The 20194-nt window shown below is 66.5% G+C and carries 15 protein-coding genes and 1 tRNA gene; 5 read left to right on the top strand and 11 right to left on the bottom strand.

Features of this window, described 5'->3' with window-relative positions; genetic code table 11:
• Nucleotide 1: 1 nt before the first annotated feature.
• From H3005_RS02175 to H3005_RS02155, 5 genes are all read right to left on the bottom strand, one after another.
• Nucleotides 2–682 carry a VWA domain-containing protein gene (locus tag H3005_RS02175; protein ID WP_100551868.1) on the bottom strand — a complete coding sequence of 227 codons (681 nt, stop codon included), beginning with the start codon at nucleotides 680–682 and terminating at the stop codon, nucleotides 2–4.
• Nucleotides 683–892: 210 nt separating this feature from the next.
• A complete protein-coding gene (locus H3005_RS02170; protein ID WP_100551867.1) occupies nucleotides 893–1150 on the bottom strand; it encodes a hypothetical protein in 258 nt (85 codons plus the stop codon).
• Nucleotides 1151–1594: 444 nt separating this feature from the next.
• Nucleotides 1595–1670 (bottom strand) — tRNA-Thr (locus tag H3005_RS02165).
• Nucleotides 1671–1754: 84 nt separating this feature from the next.
• On the bottom strand, nucleotides 1755–2759 hold the full coding sequence (locus H3005_RS02160; protein ID WP_100554067.1) for a 2-hydroxyacid dehydrogenase: 1005 nt from the start codon (nucleotides 2757–2759) through the stop codon (nucleotides 1755–1757).
• A gap of 97 nt (nucleotides 2760–2856) precedes the next feature.
• Nucleotides 2857–5733 carry an autotransporter domain-containing protein gene (locus H3005_RS02155; RefSeq protein ID WP_100551866.1) on the bottom strand — a complete coding sequence of 959 codons (2877 nt, stop codon included), beginning with the start codon at nucleotides 5731–5733 and terminating at the stop codon, nucleotides 2857–2859.
• 243 nt (nucleotides 5734–5976) lie between these two features.
• On the opposite strand from H3005_RS02155, the gene H3005_RS02150 reads away from it, so the two are divergent.
• The 5 genes from H3005_RS02150 to H3005_RS02130 are packed head-to-tail and all read left to right on the top strand — an operon-like array spanning nucleotide 5977 to nucleotide 11991.
• Nucleotides 5977–6501, top strand: a complete 525-nt coding sequence (locus tag H3005_RS02150) for a sigma-70 family RNA polymerase sigma factor (protein ID WP_099821119.1) — start codon at nucleotides 5977–5979, stop codon at nucleotides 6499–6501.
• The gene (locus H3005_RS02145) at nucleotides 6498–7466 is read left to right on the top strand and encodes a FecR domain-containing protein (RefSeq protein ID WP_100551865.1); all 969 of its coding nucleotides are present in this window, start codon (nucleotides 6498–6500) and stop codon (nucleotides 7464–7466) included. The genes H3005_RS02150 and H3005_RS02145 overlap by 4 nt, the downstream gene beginning before the upstream one ends.
• Before the next feature lie 41 nt (nucleotides 7467–7507).
• Nucleotides 7508–10276, top strand: coding sequence for a TonB-dependent receptor (locus H3005_RS02140; RefSeq protein ID WP_100554066.1), 2769 nt, complete (start codon nucleotides 7508–7510; stop codon nucleotides 10274–10276).
• Between the two features lie 45 nt (nucleotides 10277–10321).
• Nucleotides 10322–11290 carry a hypothetical protein gene (locus H3005_RS02135; RefSeq protein WP_100551864.1) on the top strand — a complete coding sequence of 323 codons (969 nt, stop codon included), beginning with the start codon at nucleotides 10322–10324 and terminating at the stop codon, nucleotides 11288–11290.
• Entirely contained in the window at nucleotides 11287–11991 is a 705-nt protein-coding gene (locus H3005_RS02130; protein WP_191077500.1) for a hypothetical protein, read from the top strand. The genes H3005_RS02135 and H3005_RS02130 overlap by 4 nt, the downstream gene beginning before the upstream one ends.
• Before the next feature lie 80 nt (nucleotides 11992–12071).
• Here H3005_RS02130 and H3005_RS02125 read toward each other — a convergent pair whose 3' ends face one another.
• The 6 genes from H3005_RS02125 to H3005_RS02100 all read right to left on the bottom strand — a co-directional run bounded on the left by H3005_RS02125 (nucleotide 12072) and on the right by H3005_RS02100 (nucleotide 20155).
• On the bottom strand, nucleotides 12072–12737 hold the full coding sequence (locus H3005_RS02125) for a lysoplasmalogenase (RefSeq protein ID WP_100551862.1): 666 nt from the start codon (nucleotides 12735–12737) through the stop codon (nucleotides 12072–12074).
• Nucleotides 12734–14617, bottom strand: a complete 1884-nt coding sequence (locus H3005_RS02120; protein WP_100551861.1) for a M61 family metallopeptidase — start codon at nucleotides 14615–14617, stop codon at nucleotides 12734–12736. Before H3005_RS02120 ends, H3005_RS02125 begins: the two co-directional genes overlap by 4 nt.
• A gap of 260 nt (nucleotides 14618–14877) precedes the next feature.
• On the bottom strand, nucleotides 14878–15828 hold the full coding sequence (gene ispH / locus H3005_RS02115; RefSeq protein WP_089239586.1) for a 4-hydroxy-3-methylbut-2-enyl diphosphate reductase: 951 nt from the start codon (nucleotides 15826–15828) through the stop codon (nucleotides 14878–14880).
• Nucleotides 15829–15855: 27 nt separating this feature from the next.
• A complete protein-coding gene (gene lspA, locus H3005_RS02110) occupies nucleotides 15856–16380 on the bottom strand; it encodes a signal peptidase II (RefSeq protein ID WP_100551860.1) in 525 nt (174 codons plus the stop codon).
• Nucleotides 16380–19211 (bottom strand): isoleucine--tRNA ligase, encoded by a 2832-nt coding sequence (gene ileS / locus H3005_RS02105; RefSeq protein ID WP_100551859.1) that lies wholly within the window; start codon nucleotides 19209–19211, stop codon nucleotides 16380–16382. Before ileS ends, lspA begins: the two co-directional genes overlap by 1 nt.
• A complete protein-coding gene (locus H3005_RS02100) occupies nucleotides 19208–20155 on the bottom strand; it encodes a bifunctional riboflavin kinase/FAD synthetase (RefSeq protein ID WP_089239580.1) in 948 nt (315 codons plus the stop codon). Before H3005_RS02100 ends, ileS begins: the two co-directional genes overlap by 4 nt.
• Nucleotides 20156–20194: the final 39 nt, after the last annotated feature.

The raw sequence follows: 20194 nt of genomic DNA, 5'->3' as shown, positions 1-20194 counted from the left end.
GTCAGACCGGCACTTGTGACCAGCTGTCGGTGGCTGGCAGTTGCACCTGCCCGCCGGGCGTCGAATTGGAGACCACCCGCATGCTCGCGCTCAGCCACAGGAACAGCTCCTTGAACTGCAGGCCCTGCAGGCGCTTCACGCCGCGCTCGCCATTACGGCTGAACTGGCCCAGCACGCTCATGTCGGCATTGCCGACGGCGATCGGGAACACCGCCACCTTGTTCTGCTGCTCGGCATCGCGACACTGCTCGGCCACCGCTTCCCAGGCATCGGTGGGCTGGCCGTCGGACATAAGGAACAGCCACGGCCGGGTGTAGGCGACGCCAGCCTGGCGGAAGCGCGCCTTCTCGTCTTCGATTTCCTGCAGCGCCAGTTCCACCGCCGCGCCAGTCGGCGTGGTGCCGTTGGCCGACAGCGTGGGCGCGGCGAAATCCATCGCGTCGCACCAGTCACCGCTGATGGCGGCGTTGTCCATGCCACCGTACTCGACCAGCAGCACGCGCACGCGCTTGGCCGCGATCACATCGGCCTTCAGCTCCTGCTCCAACAGCTTCAGGCCCGCGTTCAACTGCTCGATGGGGCCACCGCCCATGCTGCCGGAGCAGTCCAACACCAGGATCAGCGGCGTGCGCTGCTCACTGTTGTCGACCAGCGAAACATCGGGGATTGCGGCAATGGACATGATGGGAAGCCTCCGTGCGGGTGAACCGGTGCAGGTGATCTGCGCGGCCGATTATAGGGGGAGCTGGAGGTCCAGGGGGCGAGGTCTGACGGGGAGGCGTGCCGGCCAAACAAAAAGCCCCGACCGAGACCGGGGCATTTGCTGAAACTGGTGCCGGAAACAGGAATCGAACCTACGACCAGCCGCCTACGGCTCCAAATAAACCATTGCCTAGTCGCTGGACGCATCAGTCTGATCAGCGATAGCGCCAACGAAATCGATGATCTCTTCGATCTCGACGCCTCGTTGATTAGGCTCATCGTCAGATCCCAAACCGGTCTCCGAAAACTCCTGCGCTAATGCACCGATCAGCGACTCGCGGTCCTGTTTGACAAGGTGCTTGATGCCTTCTTCAGGCAAGTGAAAGCTGTGCTTCGCTGCGATTTCAGCCAGCAGAGAATGCAGACGGGACGAGATAGACCGCTTCATTTCACTTCACCTTCGGGTCTCTCAACCCATCGCTGCTTCTTGGAATGGCAGTTATGACCTTCCCCTCACCATTCAGGACTACCTTCGCATCTTTCCGCTGTAAGCAGTCCTGCCACCGACCTGCTCGGCGACCTTTGCAGGGTCTTTTACGCTCCTTGAAAGAGCCTCGAAGCAAGGTTCGGCATTCATGACAACAAGGAGGTCTTCGGAATCCAACTCCAGGGCTGAAGCCAAAAGGGCCATTCTGAGTTGGACAAGACGCTTGACTATAAGCACCAGCGAAGCCGAGGGCGATGCCTCGCGAGGGATTGAACAGCTACCGGAAGCTCATGACTGCCAGCCATGGGCTGGCACTACTGAACCAGCCGGCCAGCGGCCGGCACTACCAATGGCCGTGCCGCCCAAACAAAAAACCCCGACCAAGGCCGGGGCTTTTGCTGAAACTGGTGCCGGAAATAGGAATCGAACCTACGACCTACGCATTACGAATGCGCCGCTCTACCAACTGAGCTATTCCGGCGAAGCTGGCAATTTTACGGTCGGCCTACCCCTGCGGTCAATCCGGTCGTGACGATTGCCGCCAAACGCCCGCCCACCCAGCCCCTCAGCCCGCCATCACCCGGTTGCCGCAGTCCCGCCCCGCCGCGAAATCGGCCAGGTTGCCCAGCGTGATCGCCGAGATCTCCTGCAGCGCCTCCACGGTGAAGAAGCCCTGGTGGCCGGTCACCAGCACGTTGGGGAAGGTCATCAACCGCTGGAAGGCCTCATCGTCGATGATCTCGCCGGACAGGTCCTGGAAGAACAAGGCGCTTTCCTGCTCGTAGACGTCGATGGCCAGGTGGCCCAGCCGGCGCGACTTCAGCGCGCGGATCACCGCATGGGTATCGACCAGGCCGCCACGCGAGGTGTTGACCAGCATCGCGCCGGGCTTCATCCGCGCCAGCGAGGCATCGTCGATCAGGTGCTGGGTATCGGGTGTCAGCGGGCAATGCAGCGAGACGATGTCCGAGCGCGACAGCAGCTCGTCCAGTTCAACCATCGCGCCGATCTCTGCGAAGGCGGGCGATGGATACGGATCGTGCCCCAGCACGGTGCAACCCATGCCGCGAAAGATGCGCGCGGTGGCCAGCCCGATTTTGCCGGTACCGATGATGCCCACGGTTTTGCCATGCAGGGTGCGGCCGAGCAGGCCATCAAGCATGAAGTTGCCCTCACGCACGCGGTTGTAGGCGCGATGGGTCTGCCGGTTGAGGGTCATCACCAGCGCCAGTGCATGCTCGGCGACGGCTTCGGGCGAGTAGGCCGGCACGCGGGCGACGAACAGGCCCAGATGCGCGGCCTCGGCCAGGTCCACATTGTTGAAACCGGCGCAGCGCAGCAGCACTGCGCGTACGCCCAGCGCATGCAGGGCCTGCAGCACCGGCGCATCAAGCCTGTCATTGACGAACACGCAGACGGCGGCGCAGTCCTGTGCCAGTGCGGCGGTGTGCACGTCCAGCGCGGCATCGAAGTACACGAACTGGAACGGCTGCCCTGCCCCTTCGCGCAGATTGGCTTCCTCCAGAAAGCGGCGATCGTAGGGACGGGCACTGAAAACGGCGATCTGCATGGCAAGGTCTGCGCGGAAATCCGCCACGACCATAGCGCACCCGCACATCGATGGGGATGGCACCGGCGGCGTGACTGCCGCCGGTGCCGGTACTGCCTTAGAACGTGTAGCCCAGGCCCAGCATCACGCCGTTCTGCAGCTGGCCGTCGCGGCGCTCGCCCACGTAGTCGACCATCACCGACAGGCGATCGCTGGCGCGGCTGGTCACGCCCAGATTCCAGGCCAGCACCTGCTCGCCCACGGTCTGGCTGCTGGCACCGAACACCAGGTCCGGCGCAGCGGCGAAGCCGGTGCTGTAACGGGCCTGGGTGTCGCCCAGTTCCTTCTGCCAGACCACGCGCGCGCGCGGGGTGATGCGCTCGCCGTTGTTGCCTTCGAAGGTCTTGAACAACTGCAGGCCCGCGCCGACGCGGATGCTTTCCAGGCTGTCACCACGCCCGACCAGCGCGCCGGCACCCTGCCCTTCATTGAAACGGGTGGCCGAGGTGCGCGCGTAGTCGACCACCGGCAGCAGCGGCTGGATCACCACACCCTTGGCGGTGGTGAACGAGAAGCCGTGCTCCAGGCGGGCCGAGATCGCATCGTTGTTGTACTTGGCACGCAGCGGGCCCTGCAGGCCATCGATGCCCTCGATACTGCGGCGGGTGTCGTGGCGCAGGTCGGTGTAGCGCACCGAGGCCGAGAGGTAGCCACGCGAGTAGGTGGCATCCAGGTAGCCGCCCACATCCAGCGCGCGCACATCACCGGTGAAGCCGGAACCATCGCGGCCCTTGGTCGACATGTCCGCAGCGGCAACGCTGACGCCCAGGGTCACCCGGTCATCGGCCAGCTGCGTATCGGCACCGAGCACGATGCCGCCGACGGTATGGCTCAGGCCAGCCACGCCGCCCTCACCGTCGATGCGGCCATGGCTGCCGAAGCCGCGGCCCCAGAGGCCGTGGTTGCGTGGTGCTTCGCCGCCGAAGTTGGTGTTGCCACCGCCCGCCCCCGCCGGCTCCACCAGGTGCATCGCCAACTGGTTGAACAGGCTGCCATTGGCCATGCCGGGCTGCGCCGAAGCCGCCTGCGCGGCCTGTGCCGCCAGGCCGCCGGCGTCACCGCTGCCGCTGCGTCGTGCGGCCTGGTGCTGCTGCACCACGCTGCCGATGCTGCCAACCAGCGCGTTGTCGGCCAGGCGCAGGCTGGCGTGGCCATCACCGCGCAGTGCACCGGCCTGCTGTGCGATCACATCGCGATCGGCAAACTGCAATGCACCCAGCAGCGGCTTCAGGCCGGCATCCTGGCGCTGGCCGGCGGTTGCCAGCGCACGGCCGAGACCGTTGTTGCCGGTGAGCTGCGCAAGCTGGTCGAAGCCGGGGTTCGCCGTCAGCGACAGGCCCTCGGCGGTCTGGTTGATGTTGAAACTCAGCAACGAGTTGTGACGCGGCCGGAATACTTCGCCGCCGGTGATGCTGGCGGTATAGCCGGTGTCGCCCAGGCGCACCGCATCGGTGAAGCCCTGGAAGATCGGGCCGCTCACCAGCTCGCGCTGGTAGTTGCCGGCGTAGAAACCCTGCGCCACGTTCAGTTCAAGGTGCGCGCCCGGCGAGATGACCAACGCGCCCTCGTTGGCGCCGCTGTCGTAGAAGTCGCCCACGCGCAGGCGGCCACTGTTGGCGCCGCCCGCCTCGGTGACGTCGAACAGCACCTTGCCGCCCGGCATGATGTTGACGTAACCGTGGGTGACCAGGTCACCACCACGCGGCATCAGGGTGCCGAACACGCGCAGGCGGTTGAAGCCGTCCTCGCGGTACGACGGACCGGTGCCGGCGAACAGCGCATCCGAGTCGTTGGCGACCGAGGCGATGTCACCGTGGCCGACCACCATGCCGGCCGCCAGCACGCGCAGCTCCGGGGTCCGCAGGGCGCCGCCTTCCAGGGCGATGGTGCCGTTCTCCACCAGCATGAAATCGGCGCCGGTGGTCTCGGCGGTACGCCAGGTGCCGCCCTTGGCCACGCGGATCACACCGGCCGAATTGCCCAGCGTGGAGGCATCCAGCTCCGACAGGCGCAGGCTCGCCAGCAGGTCGGCCTGGAAGCCCGGATCGCTGAGGAAGTCCTGCACCGAGAAGCGACCGATGCCGTTGGGACCACGTGCAGCCTCGTTGTAGATGGAAACGGCCTGGTTGATGTACGTGGTGGCGAAGTCGGTATCGTTCCAGCGCGAGAAGTCGTCGTCGACGAACGCCTGCAGCTGGCGTGCGGTGCGCAGGTAGCCCGGATTGATGTCGCCGCTGACATTGCCGGTGACCGTCAGGGTGTCGCCCGGGTCGCGGTAACCGGCGGCGGTGATGATGTTGTTGCTGTAGATGTCCTGGCCCGGGAAGGTCTCCAGCTTGCGGCCACTGCCATCGGGATCGAAGCTGATCGACGCGCCGGTGGTCCGGGCCGGATCGCGGAACACCAGCAGACCGTTGGGCTGCACCACCTCGTACATGGCCTTGTGCAGCAGGCCGGCATCCATGCCGCCGCCGTAGTTGCCGGTGTAGATCTCGGTCATCCGCGGCGAAGGCGTATAGATCACCTTGCCACCGCTGCTGGCGGCGTGGATCTGCACCGAGTCGACCAGCGGCAGGTCGCCGGCCAGGTAACGCTCGACGCCACCGGACTGCATGATCGAGCAGGACGAGATGCAGTGGCCGGACACGATGGTGTTCAGGCCGTTGGTACGGATCACTGCCTGCAGCCACTCACCCGCGATCAGCGCGCCACCATTGGAGGTGCGCAGCACGACTTCGCGGATCGGACGGCCTTCGGCCTGTGCCTTGGCCAGCAACGCCGGCAGTGCGACCACGTCGGCGACGGTGACACCGCCACTGAGCACGACGCGATCGCCCTGTACGTGATAATTCATTGCCATGACGTCATCCATCTGGCCCAGGGTCGCGATACCCACCAGGCCCGCCAGGGCGATGCTCAACTTCGAATGCTTCATTGCGTTCTCTCTCTCCGCCCGCACCACGCGGGTCGAAAGCAGAACGCAGCAGCGGGGCAGACGCCCCCAGTCGGCGACGAGAAAAAAGATGAATGCATTCACAATGGAAATACAGAAGAAATGCGGGCTTCCCCATCCGGTCACCGTCGCGTAAAACTCGATGACGCGTCCGTCATTGTCGTCCGAGGTCCTCCCCTGTCCGTGCCCTCCCCTTTGCTCCGTGCTGCGCCGGAACTGCCTGGGATTCCGGACGTCTTCATTGCATTCGTACGTGAGGAACGCGCGCCGCTGTGCGCTTTCCTGCGCGCCCGCGGTGTCGGTCCCGAGGATGCCGAGGACATCGCCCAGGACTGCATGGAGCGCCTGATCCGCTACCGCGCACACGACACCGAGGAACTGCGGCTGCTGCTGTACCGCATCGCCCGCAACCGCCTGGCAGACCGCGGGCGCTCGCCGCAATCGCGCAACCACCTGTCGCTGACCGAACGCGACGGCAACGAAGAAGCCGCCAGTGCTTCTCCTGATCCGCTGCGTCAGGCAGAATCCGGGCAGATGCTCGCCCTGCTGCGCCAGGCACTGTTCAAGCTTCCCGAACGTGCCCGCGAGGTGTACCTGCTCAACCGCATCACCGGGATGAGCTATACACAGATCGCCCGGCATTGCGGCATCACCGCCAAGACCGTGGAAAAACACATTGCCCGTGCATTGCAGGGCCTGCGCAAGGAGCTGGGCCCCGATCCTCTCCACAATGATGGAGACACCGAATGATCCGCAACGACAACAGGGATGACACGTTGCTTTTTGAACACGCAAGCGCCTGGGTAGCCCGGCTGGAAGCCCCCGACTGCAGCCCCGAAGAGCGTCAATCCTTCGAGGACTGGCTGGCCGAGGATCCCGCGCACGTCAGCGCATGGGTGCAGGCCGAGAAGCTGCACCAGCGCAGTGCCGGCCTGGCCGGCGACCCGTGGCTGCGCACCGCCGCCGCGCGCGCGGCACGCAGGCCGCAGCGTCGTTGGCTGCCAAGTGTGGCCGCCGCTGCCGGCGTATGCCTGGCCGTTGGCCTGGGCTGGATGCTGTACACCGATGGCAATCCCACACCCCTGACCTATGCCAACGCGAGCCTGCTGCCGCAGCAGCGCACGCTGGCCGATGGCAGCATCGCCATGCTCGACGCCGGCACTACGCTCACCGCACGCTTCGGCTGGCGCAAACGCGAACTGGCGCTGGAACAGGGCCGCATCCAGCTGCAGGTCGAACCGTCATCGCGCTCGCTGCGGGTGCAGGCCGGTGGCAGTTCGATCCGCGATATCGGCACTACCTTCCAGGTTGAGCGCCTGGCTGACGGCCGGGTCGAGGTCGCGCTGCTGGAAGGCGTAGTGGAAGTCACCAGTGGCAGCGCGCAGCACACCCTCTCGCCGGGCCAGCAGCTGCAGGTCCTGGCCTCCGGGAAGATCCAACCGGGCCCGCAGCTGTCCTCAACTGCCGCCGCCGAGGCCTGGCCGCAGGGCAAGCTGGTGTTCGACGGCACGCCCCTGGCCACCGTGGTCGAACGCATGAACCGCTATGGCAGCACGCCACTGGTGGTCGCCGACCCGGATATCGCCGACCTCGCGGTCAGCGGCACCTTCCGTGCAGGCGACGCGCACGAACTGCTTTCCGCCCTGGAACTGGGGTGGTCCATTGCTGGCCAGCCGCGCTCGGATGGCGCGCTGGAACTGCGCCGCACCTACTGAGGCGGCGGCCGATGCCGGCGCCGGGTGTGCTTCGTTGGGACATGCTGCGCTGGGGCCTGCTGCAGGCCCTGCTGTGCGTTGTGCTGGTGCCCGGTGTGGCGGCCACGACAGGCGCTGCCGAGGCAGTCACCCAGGTCGATTACCGGATCGCTCCCGGCGCCCTGTCGCCGGCACTGCAGCAATGGGCGCGCCAGAGCGGCATCGCCCTGGTGTTCGACGCACGTGAATTGGCAGACCTGCGCACCAGCGGCGTCGCCGGCTCGCTGGCGCCGGCCGCCGCACTGAAGCGACTCGTCGCTGGCATGCCGGTGAACATCCTGCAGACACCCAGCGGCGGATTCGTAGTGCGCCGGCATGCTGCGCCACCCGATGTGGTCGCGCAGCCGGTACGGCGGCCACCGCCGCCAGCGCCACCGAAGCCGGTGCAGGTGGAAATGGCTCCGATCCATGTCACCGGCAGCCGGTTGCCGCGCACCTCCGTGCAGACCACGCTGCCGGTAACGGTGATCGACCGCGAAGACATCCTGCGCAGCGGCTACGGCACGCTGTTCGACCTGTTGCGCCACCTGCCCGGCATGAACGGCCACCCGCCGCTGAGCACCTCGCGCAGTGGTGATTCGCTGTACCTGCCGGTCGGCGCAGCAGCCACCACCAGCCTGGACGGCATGGGCCCGCGCGCGACCCTGTTCCTGGTCAATGGCCGGCGCCTGCCGCGCTATCCGATGGTCTCACTGGAAGAAGGCGGGCTGACCGATCTGGGTGGCATTCCGCTCAGCTTCGTCGAGCGCATCGAACTGGTGCGCGGCGGTGCTTCGGCCATCTACGGCGCCGATGCAATGTCCGGCGTGGTCAACATCATCCTGCGCGACCAGGCCGAGGGGCCGGAGGCCACCCTGCAATCGGGGGTCAGCAGCCGTGGTGATGGCGATCAGTACCGTGTGCAGGCAGCCACCGGTGGCGTGCGCGAAGGTGGCGACCGCTGGTTTGCCGGCATCGACCTGCATCGCCTCCAGCATGTAGCCGGTGACCAGCGCGACTGGCATGCAGAAACCTCGCTGTACCCGATCGGGCTGATCATACCCAACGGTGTTTACCTCCCTGCCACGCAGTGCCATCCGCCGTTGCAGCGCGAAGACGACGGCTGCTGGCTCGACAGCGCACGTCCGCGTTCGCTGCAACCGGCATCGGAGACGCTGTCCGGCTACCTGCGCTATCGCCACGAACGCGGTGACGGACGCTACGCCTATGTGGAAGCACGCGCCAGTCACAACCGCCAGCGTTTTGAACTGGGCCCGACCGCCGTCGCACTCGAATTCAACCGTGGCGCGATCCTCAATGTGGTCCTGCAGGAAGGCGGCGAAGTGCGCCCGCGCGTGCATGCCACCGAGGGCGACATCAGTTTTGGCATGGGCCGTGAGCGCGCGGGCCGCAGCTGGGATGCCGGCCTCAGCGCGCAGCGCAGCCAGGTGGACCTGCGCACCGAAGGTACCGTGCGCAGCGAACGCCTGCTGGAGGCCGCGCGAACGCTGGATTTCCTGCCCGGCTTTTCCACTCTGCCACCGGGGCTGGCAGAGGAGCTGTTTCCGGCCATCCACAACCGCGGACACACCGAACAGTGGCAGGGCTGGTGGGGCATGCAGCGAACCCTGATGACACTGCCCGGCGGTGCCGCACAACTGGCCACCGGTATCGACCTGCGCCGCGAGCGCTGGACATCGCTTCCTGATCCGCTGCTGGGCAAGGGCGAGCTGGCGCTGAGCCTGCCGCTGGAGCAACGCCGTCTGTCGCGGCAGAGCAACGCCGCCTACGCCGAACTGGGCCTGCCGTTGGCGCCGACGCTGCGCCTGGACGTGGCCGCGCGGCTGGACCGCGATGGCGGTGACACCGCGTTCTCGCCGCGTGCCGGCCTGCGCTGGAGCCCGAGCCCGCACTGGTCGTTCCTGCTGGCCAGTGGCCGCGGCTACCGCGCGCCCAGCATCTTCGAGCGGCGGCGACCGCCGGGCTACTTCGGCCTGTATCCCCTGCCCGCATCGGCTTCCCTGCCGCCGTGCGCGCGCCCGCTGCGCGGTGGCGGCTGCGCGGTGGAAGTAGAGGTGGTCGAGAACGATGCGCTGAAAGCCGAGACCTCGCGCAGCCACTCGCTGGCTGCCAGCTGGACTCCGAATGATGCGTTCTCGCTGTCGCTGACCCACAACATCGTCGAACTGCGCAACGAGATCCTCGCCCTGCAACCCAGCGACGCACTGTGGAATCCCGGTACCTGGGAGCTGGATGAGCAGGGCCGCCTGCGGGATCTTCGACTGTCATTCGACAACATCGGCCGCACCACCTCGCGCAACTGGGTACTGCGTGGCGAGTACCGGGTGGATGCCGGCCGCAACGGGCAATGGCTGTTCTCGCTGGATGCATTGAAACAGCAGGAACTGCGACGTGATCGCAGCCATGGCGAATCGGTGGACCTGCGCGGGCATGCCACACCGGCGAACGCAGGCATCCTCAACGTGCAGTGGCAGAACCCATCCTGGGACATCGCCCTGCGTGGCAACCGCGTCGGCCGCACCCGCGCATGGCTGGCCGGTGAAGCCTGCACGCAGGAGCAGCATGACCAGCGCCGCTGCATGAACCCTGCGCAGCTGCGCTGGAACCTGCATCTGGCGCGCCGGCTGAGCCCGCGCGTGATTGCCGCTCTGGACGTGCACAACCTGCTCGATACGCGGCCGGTGAACTACCTTGTCGGCAGCGGCGGGCAGATGCCCGGGCTGGACGATCCCCTGGGGCGCTACTTCCTGCTGACCCTGCAATTCCGCTGAGCGTAGTACCCTACGCCGCCTGTTCCACGGCGTCGAAGGCGAGTCATGAAAGCCTACCTCTGGTTCCTGGGCGCGCTCATGTTGTTCTTCGCGCTGCCCTTCCCCTGCCTGATCTACTTCGGCACCGGTTGGCCGCTGGACGTGGGCGACCGCAGCGCGCCAGGGCTGGCACTGGGCCTGCTGGCGGCGTCGCTGGCACTGTGGCTGGTGCTGCTGTACGCCTTCCTGCATTACCTGCTGCTGGCGCCACCGCGCGCATTGCAACGCGTGCGCAGCATCCTCGCCGACGGCGAGCCACGCAGCGCGCGCATCGAGCAGGCCGAACAGACCGGTGTGCAGGTGCGTGGCTTCGCGCAGTGGCGGCTGCAACTGGCCTTCGACAATCTGTCCGGCACGCCGATCACCGAAACGCTGGTCGTGGTCGACAGCAAGCCACAGCTGCAGCGTTTTGCCGTGGGCAAGCAGTTGGGCGTGCTGCTCAGCCGCACGCCAGGGCCTTCGCCCAACGTAATGCTGGAAGGAGCGCAACCGGAACTGGACAGCGCCAGCCTGTGGCGCCGCGCGATCGGCGGCCTGATCGGCATCGTCGGGGTCGCTGCTGCGTACGTCATGGCCTACCGGCTGCAAAGCGATGGCATGGGCTGGACGTTCCTGGGTTTCGGTCATCCACTGCTGATCTGCCCGCTGGTGCTGTGCAGCTACCTGATCGCCCTGCGCCTGCTGGCGCGACTGCTTGCCGGCACACTGCAGATCGACGCGCGCGCTGAAGCCCTCAAGTACCGCGGCGTCGCTGCCGAAGCGCGGGTGCTCGACGTGCGCCAGACCGGCACCTACGTCAACGAACAACCGCAGGTGGAATTCCAGCTGGAATATCTCGACCGCGAGGGCAACGTACAGCAGGCCAGCGTGCGCCGCTTCGTTGCGCTGCTCGACCTGGCCAACATTCCACGCGGGCAGGTCGACATCCTGTACGACCCGGATGATCGCCGCAGCGTGCGCATGGAGCGCGCGTGAAGCGGCCCGTGTCCACACCGCTGGTGTTCGCTGGCGTGGTGCTGGCCCTGGCCGGTGTCGCCACGGCGGGCGGGGCACTGCAGACCGTCAACACGACCCTGCGTGGCGCCGCATCGATCGCGCCTGCGGATGCAACGCAGCAACATCCTTGGGAACAACCGTTGCGCACCACGGCCATCGCCACGCCACGGGCGGCACCCGAACCGATGCAGGTACCCGGGCGCACGCGGCCGAACCTGCTGCTCGACGCCGAGCGCCTGCAGGCTGCACGGCAGGCGCTGGAAGCGATGCCCGGACTGGCCGGCGAACGCCTGGTCGTCTTCCACAGCATCCACTTCCATGACGACGGCCGCATCGACATCGACCTGGTCGATCCACAGCAGCCGGGCCACGTGGATGGTTACCACTACCAACGCGGGCAGTGGCGCAAGGGCGATGCGGTGAACCCGCAACAGTTCGCGCCGACCATCAGCCTGCGCCGCAGCAGCACCGCACTGGCCAACATCGATTTCGATGCCGTGCCACGGGTGACGCAGGCCCTGCAGCAACAGCGCAATGCACTGATGCGTACGCCGGCCCAGGTCGGCCATGTGTATGTGGTCATCCGCAAGGGCGGCAAGCTGGTGTGGCTGCCGGATGAAGTAGCCGGCGACCGCCAGACCGTGCGCCTGCGCTACGACACCAAGGGCAACCTGCAGTAGAAAAAGGGGACGGGGGGGATTAGGTCGCAAGTGGCGCGACGATGGCCAAAGCGACTTAATCCCCTCCGTCCCCTTTTCTGCTATCTCACCGAGCGGGCGATGGCGTACTGCGCGGCGTAATAGGTGGACAGCACCAGGAGGCTGGCCAGCGGCAGGCCACCGCCGAAGCGATCCCACGCCAGCAATGAATCGCTGGCCACGAACAGCAATGCGCCACCGGCGGCCCAACGCGCGCTGCCCGCTTCCAACGCATCGGCGTGCGGCCGCTTCCAGTAACGGGCCAATGCCAGCACCGCCATGGCGGCAAGCACCACGACGTAGGCCAACACCGGAATGCGCATCGGCAGCGGCAGATGTGGCCACAGGCCGGCCACGTTGATCGAAGCGAATGCGGCAAGCAGCACGAAGGCAGCGAGCAATCCGCGGCCCGCACGCAGGCCGGCGCGGAATGCGGCGATGTAGCAGAGATGCGCAAGCAGGAAGGCAACCAGCCCCGGCACGAACGCGTCGACCGGCAGCATCAGCGCGATATCGCCCACGCAGGACAGCAGCATGCCGGCCAGCACCGCGCGCCGGTAGAACGCATCCACCACCGGCCGCGCCTGCCAGGCGATGGCGGCGATCAGCAACGTGGTCGCTGGCTTGGCCAACCAGTGCAGCCAGCGCCCATCGTCGTCCAGGTAGGCGCCGACGATGGCCAGCACGGCCACCACCAGGATCACCCCATCACGCGTGCGCAGCTTCATCGTGCCTTCCACAGCTCTGCAAGGCGGTCCGGGCGGCCGGTGATGCGTTCCAGCACCGGATACTGCAGGCCACCGTGATAGTCGATCTTCATCGTATCGATGCGGTCGAACTGTTTGACCAGCAGCGTGATCGGCGCCTTGTCAGTGGCCGCTGCAGCCACCGCATCCTTCAAGCGCTGGCTGCTGTATTCGCGACCGCCAACGGCGATCACCTTCATGCCCGGCGCCAGGCCGGCATTGAACGCCGGGCTGTCCCAGACCACATCGCCGACAACGCCGCTGTCGAGCACCGTCGCGCCCAGCGAGTAGGCCAGCAGCGCTGCCTTCGCGCGCTTTTCCTGTGCCTTGTAGGCCTCGTTCGGCGCATCGCGGTAGACCAGCTTCCAGCCCGCCAGTTCCAGGCCGCCGGTCAGCGATCCGTGCCCGTCCAGGCGCTGCCGAAGGAAGCCCGCCCAGTCGTACGGCGCGATGCCGTTCAAGGTCGCCACCACGTCATCGAAGGTGTACGGATTGACGTCCCAATCGCCGTTGCCGACGCCGAAGAACGCACGCGCGAAGTCATCCAGGCTGCGGCGGTTGCCGGTCAGCCCACGCAGCTTGCCCTCCACCTCCAGCCACAGCATCTGCCCACCGGAGTAGTAGTCTTCGCTCATCTGGTAATTGCGGTACGGCAACGTGCGGCGCTGGGCGATGGTCGGGTCGTTGGTGGTGTCCTGCAGCGGGCGCCACGCAAGTCCCGGGCGGCCGCGGTCATAGGTTGCCGCCACGTTCGCCAGCATGTCGCGCGCCTGCTCAGTGGTCCAAAGGCCCGAACGCGCGGCCAGCACCTGGCCCCAGAACTGGGTCTGGCCTTCATACACCCACAACAGGCTGTCGCCCATCGGCGTATTGAAATTGGCCGTGGCCAGGTCGGCACCGCGACGGTACTTGCCGTTCCACGAGTGGGTGTACTCATGCGGCAGCAGGTCGCGCATCCAGGCATTGCTGTCCCACTCGGTGAAGTAGCCCGGGTCGGCACTGTTCTCGCTGGAGCGATGGTGCTCCAGCCCGATGCCGCCGAGACGATCGGTCAGCGCAAGCAGGAATTCGTAGTGATCGTAGTGACGCGCGCCGTACAGCTTGTCGGCCTGCTGCACCAGCGCACGATGCACCTTCAACTGCGCATCGGTTGGCTTCAGCGATTTGGCATCGTCGGCGAACACGTTCAGATGCACCGGCGCCTTCGCGCCCGGGTCGAGGTCGATGCGCTGGTGATGCTCACCGGCAAACAACGGCGAGTCGACCAGGTGGTCGTACGAAATCGGCTTGAACACCACGGTGTCGCCATCGCGGCGTGCGGTTTCCAGCGCGGTGGCATAGGCCCAGCCCTTGGGCAGGGTCACGCTCGCCTGCGCCTGCAGATTGCGCGCGTCCACGCCGGCCGGATACAGCGAGTTGGCGTTCCACTGCAGGTTGAGCATTTCCGGGGTCATCACCACCCGGCCCTGGCTTCCACCCTGCGAAGACAGGAAATCGAAGTGGGCGACGATCTCACTCACACCCGCCGGCACGTCCACTTTGAACGCGTACACGTTGAACTGGTCGCGCTGCCAGGCCAACGGCTTGCCGTTGGCGGTCACCCGCAGCCCCGCCAGCTTGTCGATGGGGCCGGTGGGCGAATGGTTGCCGGGAATCCACTGCGGGTACAGCAGGGTCAGCGGGCCGGGCTTGGCCGGCACGGTGGCGGTCACCTTGAAGATGCGCCGGGCCAGGTCGCGCGCGTCGACATCGATGCGCAGCAGGCCGGGGGCGGCGGCATCACCCGGTGGCGGGGTCTGCGCCAGCGCGGGCGTGGCCGCCAGCGCGATCAGCACGGACATCACCAGGGCACGGGTTTTCATCGGCAACTTCCAGCAGCGAAGGATTTCCCGATGCTAGGCCTGTGCGATGCCGAGCCCCATGGCCGAAGGTCATGGTTGCCAGTGCATCGACCTGATGCAGCAAAGCCTCATCGCAGCGACATCGAGGGCGGACCGCATCCACGCATGGCGTGGATCTACTGGAAAGCGGAGGAGTACCGGGTAGATCCACGCCATGCGTGGATGACATGCATCCCGAAGCCGTGCGAACCAAGGTTCGCACCCACCCGTAGCGCTATCGGTCAGTCAACCAACCGCAGGCGCAGTTCCTTCGGCAGCGCGAACACCATCGATTCCGGCTCGCCGTCCAGCTCACCGATGCCGGAAGCCCCCAGCTCGGCCAGACGCGCCAGCACGCCATCGACCAGCACCTGCGGCGCCGACGCACCGGCGGTCACGCCGATATGCTGCTTGCCGAGCACCCAGGCCGGGTCGATCTCGTGGGCACCGTCGATCAGGTAGCTCTCCACGCCTTCACGGCGGGCCAGCTCGCTCAGACGGTTGGAATTGGAGCTGTTCGGCGAACCGACCACCAGCACCAGGTCGCAGCGCTTGGCCAGGTCGCGCACGGCGTCCTGGCGGTTCTGCGTGGCGTAGCAGATGTCGTCGTTCTTCGGCCCCTGCATCGCCGGGAAGCGCGCGCGCATGGCTTCGATGATGCCGCGCGTGTCGTCCACCGACAGCGTGGTCTGGGTGGTGTAGGCGAAGTTTTCCGGCTGGTTGATCTGCAGCGTGGCCACCTGCTCCACGTCCTCGACAAGATAGATCTGGCCGGTGCCCGCCTCGCGGTTCCACTGCCCCATCGTGCCTTCCACTTCCGGATGGCCGGCATGGCCGATCAGCACCACGTCACGGCCGGCACGGCAGTGACGGGCGACTTCGAAATGAACCTTGGTCACCAGCGGACAGGTGGCGTCGAACACTTTCAGGCCACGACGCTCTGCTTCCAGGCGTACGGCCTGGGAAACACCGTGGGCGCTGAAGATGACGGTGTTGTTGTCCGGCACTTCGTCGAGTTCTTCGACGAAGATCGCGCCGCGCTGCTTCAGGTCATCAACCACGAAGCGGTTGTGCACCACTTCATGGCGGACATAGATGGGCGCGCCGAGCGTTTCGATCGCGCGCTTGACGATCTCGATCGCACGATCGACACCGGCACAGAAACCACGCGGGTTGGCGAGCAGCACATCCATCAGTTCAGTCTCCCGGCAGCGGCCGGCTTACGGTTTCGGGTTGGCATTATCCGCCTTTTTGGCGGACTTGCCGTCGAACAGGCCGAACAGGGCGATGCCTACGGCACCCACCACGATGGCCGAATCGGCGATGTTGAACGACGGCCAGACATGCTCGCCGACGTACCACTGGATGAAATCCACCACATGACCATGCACCTGGCGGTCGATCACGTTGCCGATCGCACCGCCGATGATCAGTGCATAAGGCACGGCGGCCTTCCAGTTGCCACGGGCGGTAGCACGCAGCCACCAGGCCATCAGGCCGCTGATGGCGATCGCCAGAACGGTGAAGAAATGCTTCTGCCAGCCACCGGCGTCGCTCAGGAAGCTGAACGCTGCACCCGTGTTGTAGGTGCGGTACCAGTTCCAGAAGCCGTCGATGACCACCACCGGCTGGAACTCCGGCAGGCTCGACAGCACCCAGGCCTTCGACCACTGGTCCAGGCCGATGATGACTGCCGACAGCAGCAGCCAGATCAGTGCGTTGGGATGCGGGCGCGGGGCGGCCATCAGAACCAGCTCCGCACTTCGCCGGCACCGGCGATGTTGGTCACGCAGCGACCGCACAGTTCCGGGTGGTCGGCATTGCTGCCAACGTCGGCACGGTGGTGCCAGCAGCGCACGCACTTGGACTTCTGCGTCGGCTGGGCGCTGACGAACACCTCGTCGGTGGTCGCCGGGCGCACCTGCACGTCACCGCTGATGAACAGGAAACGCAGTTCATCGGCCAGCGGCTGCCAGCGTGCGGCCTGGTCTTCGCTGGCGGCGATGGTGATCTCCGCTTCCAGCGCGGCGCCGATCGCACCATTGGCGCGCATCGGCTCCAGCACCTTGGCCACCTGTTCGCGCACGGCCAGCAGCTGGTCGAAGTCGGCAGCGCTGAGCTGTGCCTCGGCCGGCAGCGGTGCCAGGCCCTCGTACCAGGTGGTGAACAGCACGTGGCCGGCACGGTCACCCGGCAGGTAACCCCAAAGCTCGTCGGCGGTGAAGGTCAGGATCGGCGCCACCCAGCGGGTGAACGCTTCGGCGATGTGGTACATCGCGCTCTGCGCCGAACGACGACCATCCGAATCGGTCGGCATCGTGTACAGGCGGTCCTTGGTCACGTCCAGGTACAGCGAGCCCAGGTCCACGCTGCAGAAGTTCAGCAGCAGCTGCACGATCTCGGCCATGTCGTAATTGTCATACGCCGCCTTGATCTTCTCCTGCAGCTCCCAGGCGCGGTGCACGATCCAGCGGTCCAGCGCGACCATCTCGTTGAGCGGGCGCAGGTGCTGGGCCGGATCGAAACCGTCCAGGTTGCCCAGCAGGAAGCGGGCGGTGTTGCGCAGGCGACGGTAGGCGTCGGCGGTGCGCTTGAGGATTTCCTGCGACAGCGACATCTCGTTGCTGTAGTCGGCCGAGGCGATCCACAGGCGCAGGATGTCCGCGCCCAGCTTGTTCATGATTTCCTGCGGCTCGATGCCGTTGCCCAGCGACTTGGACATCTTGCGGCCGTGCTCGTCCACGGTGAAACCGTGGGTGAGGCACTGCTTGTACGGCGCGTGCTTGTCGATGGCCACGCCGGTCAGCAGCGAGGACTGGAACCAGCCGCGATGCTGGTCGGAGCCTTCCAGGTACAGGTCGGCCGGCTTGCCGAAGCCACGCGCGGCCAGCACTGCTTCATGGGTCACGCCGGAATCGAACCAGACGTCGAGGATGTCGGTGACCTTCTCGTAGTCGGCCGCTTCAGCGCCCAGCAGTTCAGCCGCATCCAGCGAGTACCACACGTCGATGCCTTCGGCTTCAACGCGGTCGGCGACCTGCTGCATCAGCTCCACCGAACGCGGGTGGATCTCGCCGGTCTGGCGGTGGGTGAACAGTGCGATCGGCACGCCCCAGGTGCGCTGGCGCGAGATCGTCCAGTCCGGGCGGCCGTCGACCATGCTCTGGATGCGCGCCTTGCCCCAGCTCGGGAACCAGCCGACGGTGTCGATGGCGGCCAGCGCATCGTTGCGCAGGTTGGCCTTGTCCATCGAAATGAACCACTGCGGGGTGGCGCGGAACACAACCGGCGTCTTGTGCCGCCAGCAGTGCGGGTAGCTGTGGCGGATCTCGACGAAGGCCAGCAGTGCGCCGCTGTCACGCAGCACCTGCACGATCGCCTCCTGCGCCTTCCACAGGTGCTGGCCAGCCAGCACCACGTCCCCGGCCGGCGGGGTCGATTCCAGGTAGACGCCACGGCCGTCGATCGGAGTGATCTGACCGGCGTTGTACTTGTCCAGCAGGCCGTATTTCTGGCTGACCACGTAGTCTTCCTGGCCGTGGCCGGGCGCAGTGTGCACCGCACCGGTACCGTCCTCGTCGGACACGTGTTCGCCGTTGAGCACGAGGATCTCGCGCTCCGGGTAGAACGGGTGCGCCAGCAGCTGGTTTTCCAGTGCCGAACCTTCGGCTTCACCATGCAGCACCACCGCGTCCACGCCGTAGCGCTGCAGCGACCGTTCGGCCAGGGCCGCGGCCAGCACCAGCCAACGGCGCTTGCCGTTGTGCGCCGGGCCTTCGGCCAGCACATAGCGGATGTCCGCGCCCAGCGACACCGCCAGCGAGGCCGGCAGCGTCCACGGGGTGGTGGTCCAGATCGGCACGGCCACTTCGACATCGGCCGGCAGGCTGACGCCGAACGCCTGCGCCACCGCCTGTGCATCACGTGCGGCGTAGGCCACGTCGATCGCCGGCGAGGTCTTCTCGTGGTACTCGATCTCGGCTTCGGCCAGAGCCGAGCCGCAGTCGAAGCACCAGTACACCGGCTTGGCGCCGCGCAGCAGATGGCCGTTGGCCACGATCTTGGACAACGCGCGGATCTCGTTGGCCTCGAAATCGAAGCTCAGGGTCTTGTACGGGTTGTCCCAGTCGCCGGTGACGCCCAGGCGCTTGAAGTCAGCGCGCTGGATGTCGATCTGCTCCTCGGCGAACTCGCGGCACTTCTGCCGGAACTCGACCGCATCGAGCTTCACCCCGACCTTGCCCCACTTCTTTTCCACCGCGATTTCGATCGGCAGGCCATGGCAGTCCCAGCCCGGCACGTAGGGCGCATCGAAGCCGGCCAGGTAGCGCGACTTGACGATGATGTCCTTGAGGATCTTGTTGACCGCATGGCCCAGGTGGATGCGCGCATTGGCGTACGGCGGGCCGTCATGCAGCACGAACAGCGGGCGGCCGGCGGCGTTGTCGCGCAGCTGCTGGTAGAGCCCCTGCTCTTCCCAGCGCGCCAGAATGCCCGGCTCGCGCTTGGGCAGGTCGCCGCGCATCGGGAATTCGGTGGCCGGCAGGTTGAGGGTGGTCTTGTAGTCCTGGCTCACGCAGTGGCTCGCAATCTATGTTCGGAAAGGATGGCACGCGCCTGTTCGGCGTCGCGGTGCATCTGGTCGGTCAGCGCCGCCAGATCGTTGAATTTCTCTTCGTCACGCAGCTTGGCGACGAATTCCACTTCGATGTGGCGCCCGTACAGGTCGCCCTGGAAATCGAACAGGTGCGCTTCCAGCAGCGGCTCCACGCCGTCCACGGTCGGCCGGGTACCGAAGCTGGACACCGACGGCCACGGCTGGTCGAACACCCCGTGCACCCAGGTCGCGTAGATGCCCGACAGCGCCGGGGTCTTCGGGAACCGCAGGTTGGCGGTGGGGAAGCCCAGCGTACGGCCGAGCTGGCGCCCGCGCACCACCCGCCCGCTGATCGAGTAGGGACGCCCCAGCAGATCGCCGACACGGGCGAAGTCGCCTTCCTGCAGCAGCTGGCGGATACGGGTGCTGGAGATGCGATCACCATGCAGGTCGACCGCTTCGATTTCACCGGCGCTGAAACCGAGCTCAGCGCCCAGCGCCTGCAGCAGGGCCAGATCGCCACGGCGACGGTTGCCGAAACAGAACTCCGGCCCGATCCAGACCTCGCGGGCGTTCAAGCGCTGGGCCAGCAGCTGGCGTACGAATGCCTCGGCCGGCATTGCCGCCATCGCCGCGTCAAAGCGCAGCAGGCCGATCGCATCGACGCCCAGTTCGCGCAGGATCTCGACCTTGCTGCGGGCCAGGGTCAACCGCGGCGGCGGCGTGCCCTGGGCGAAGAACTCGCGCGGCAACGGCTCGAAGGCGACCGCCACCGCAGCCACACCCAAGGCGCGCGCGCGCGCGACCGCGTGCCGCACCAGCGCACGATGCCCCAGGTGGAGGCCGTCGAATGCACCGATGCAGACCACGCTTCCGTTGGGGAACAGCTCCCCGCCCTCGACGCTTCTGAACAGCCTGCTCATCAACTCTCGTTCCGGCCGGCCCAAGCCCGCCGTTTCAAT

The organism is Stenotrophomonas sp. Br8, from assembly GCF_014763005.1.
Lineage (GTDB): Bacteria > Pseudomonadota > Gammaproteobacteria > Xanthomonadales > Xanthomonadaceae > Stenotrophomonas > Stenotrophomonas lactitubi.
Note: the sequence above shows the minus strand (reverse complement) of the source record. Positions and strands in the feature narration are given on the sequence as shown.

Bases quoted from the DNA above. Each gene is read 5' to 3' on its own strand.
- H3005_RS02100 (WP_089239580.1), bottom strand. From the start codon at position 20,155: ATGAGCAGGCTGTTCAGAAGCGTCGAGGGCGGGGAGCTGTTCCCCAAC.
- H3005_RS02155 (WP_100551866.1), bottom strand. From the start codon at position 5,733: ATGAAGCATTCGAAGTTGAGCATCGCCCTGGCGGGCCTGGTGGGTATC.
- H3005_RS02135 (WP_100551864.1), top strand. From the start codon at position 10,322: ATGAAAGCCTACCTCTGGTTCCTGGGCGCGCTCATGTTGTTCTTCGCG.
- lspA (WP_100551860.1), bottom strand. From the start codon at position 16,380: ATGGCCGCCCCGCGCCCGCATCCCAACGCACTGATCTGGCTGCTGCTG.
- H3005_RS02120 (WP_100551861.1), bottom strand. From the start codon at position 14,617: ATGAAAACCCGTGCCCTGGTGATGTCCGTGCTGATCGCGCTGGCGGCC.
- H3005_RS02175 (WP_100551868.1), bottom strand. From the start codon at position 682: ATGTCCATTGCCGCAATCCCCGATGTTTCGCTGGTCGACAACAGTGAG.
- ispH (WP_089239586.1), bottom strand. From the start codon at position 15,828: ATGGATGTGCTGCTCGCCAACCCGCGTGGTTTCTGTGCCGGTGTCGAT.
- H3005_RS02140 (WP_100554066.1), top strand. From the start codon at position 7,508: ATGCTGCGCTGGGGCCTGCTGCAGGCCCTGCTGTGCGTTGTGCTGGTG.
- H3005_RS02170 (WP_100551867.1), bottom strand. From the start codon at position 1,150: ATGAAGCGGTCTATCTCGTCCCGTCTGCATTCTCTGCTGGCTGAAATC.
- H3005_RS02125 (WP_100551862.1), bottom strand. From the start codon at position 12,737: ATGAAGCTGCGCACGCGTGATGGGGTGATCCTGGTGGTGGCCGTGCTG.
- H3005_RS02145 (WP_100551865.1), top strand. From the start codon at position 6,498: ATGATCCGCAACGACAACAGGGATGACACGTTGCTTTTTGAACACGCA.
- H3005_RS02160 (WP_100554067.1), bottom strand. From the start codon at position 2,759: ATGCAGATCGCCGTTTTCAGTGCCCGTCCCTACGATCGCCGCTTTCTG.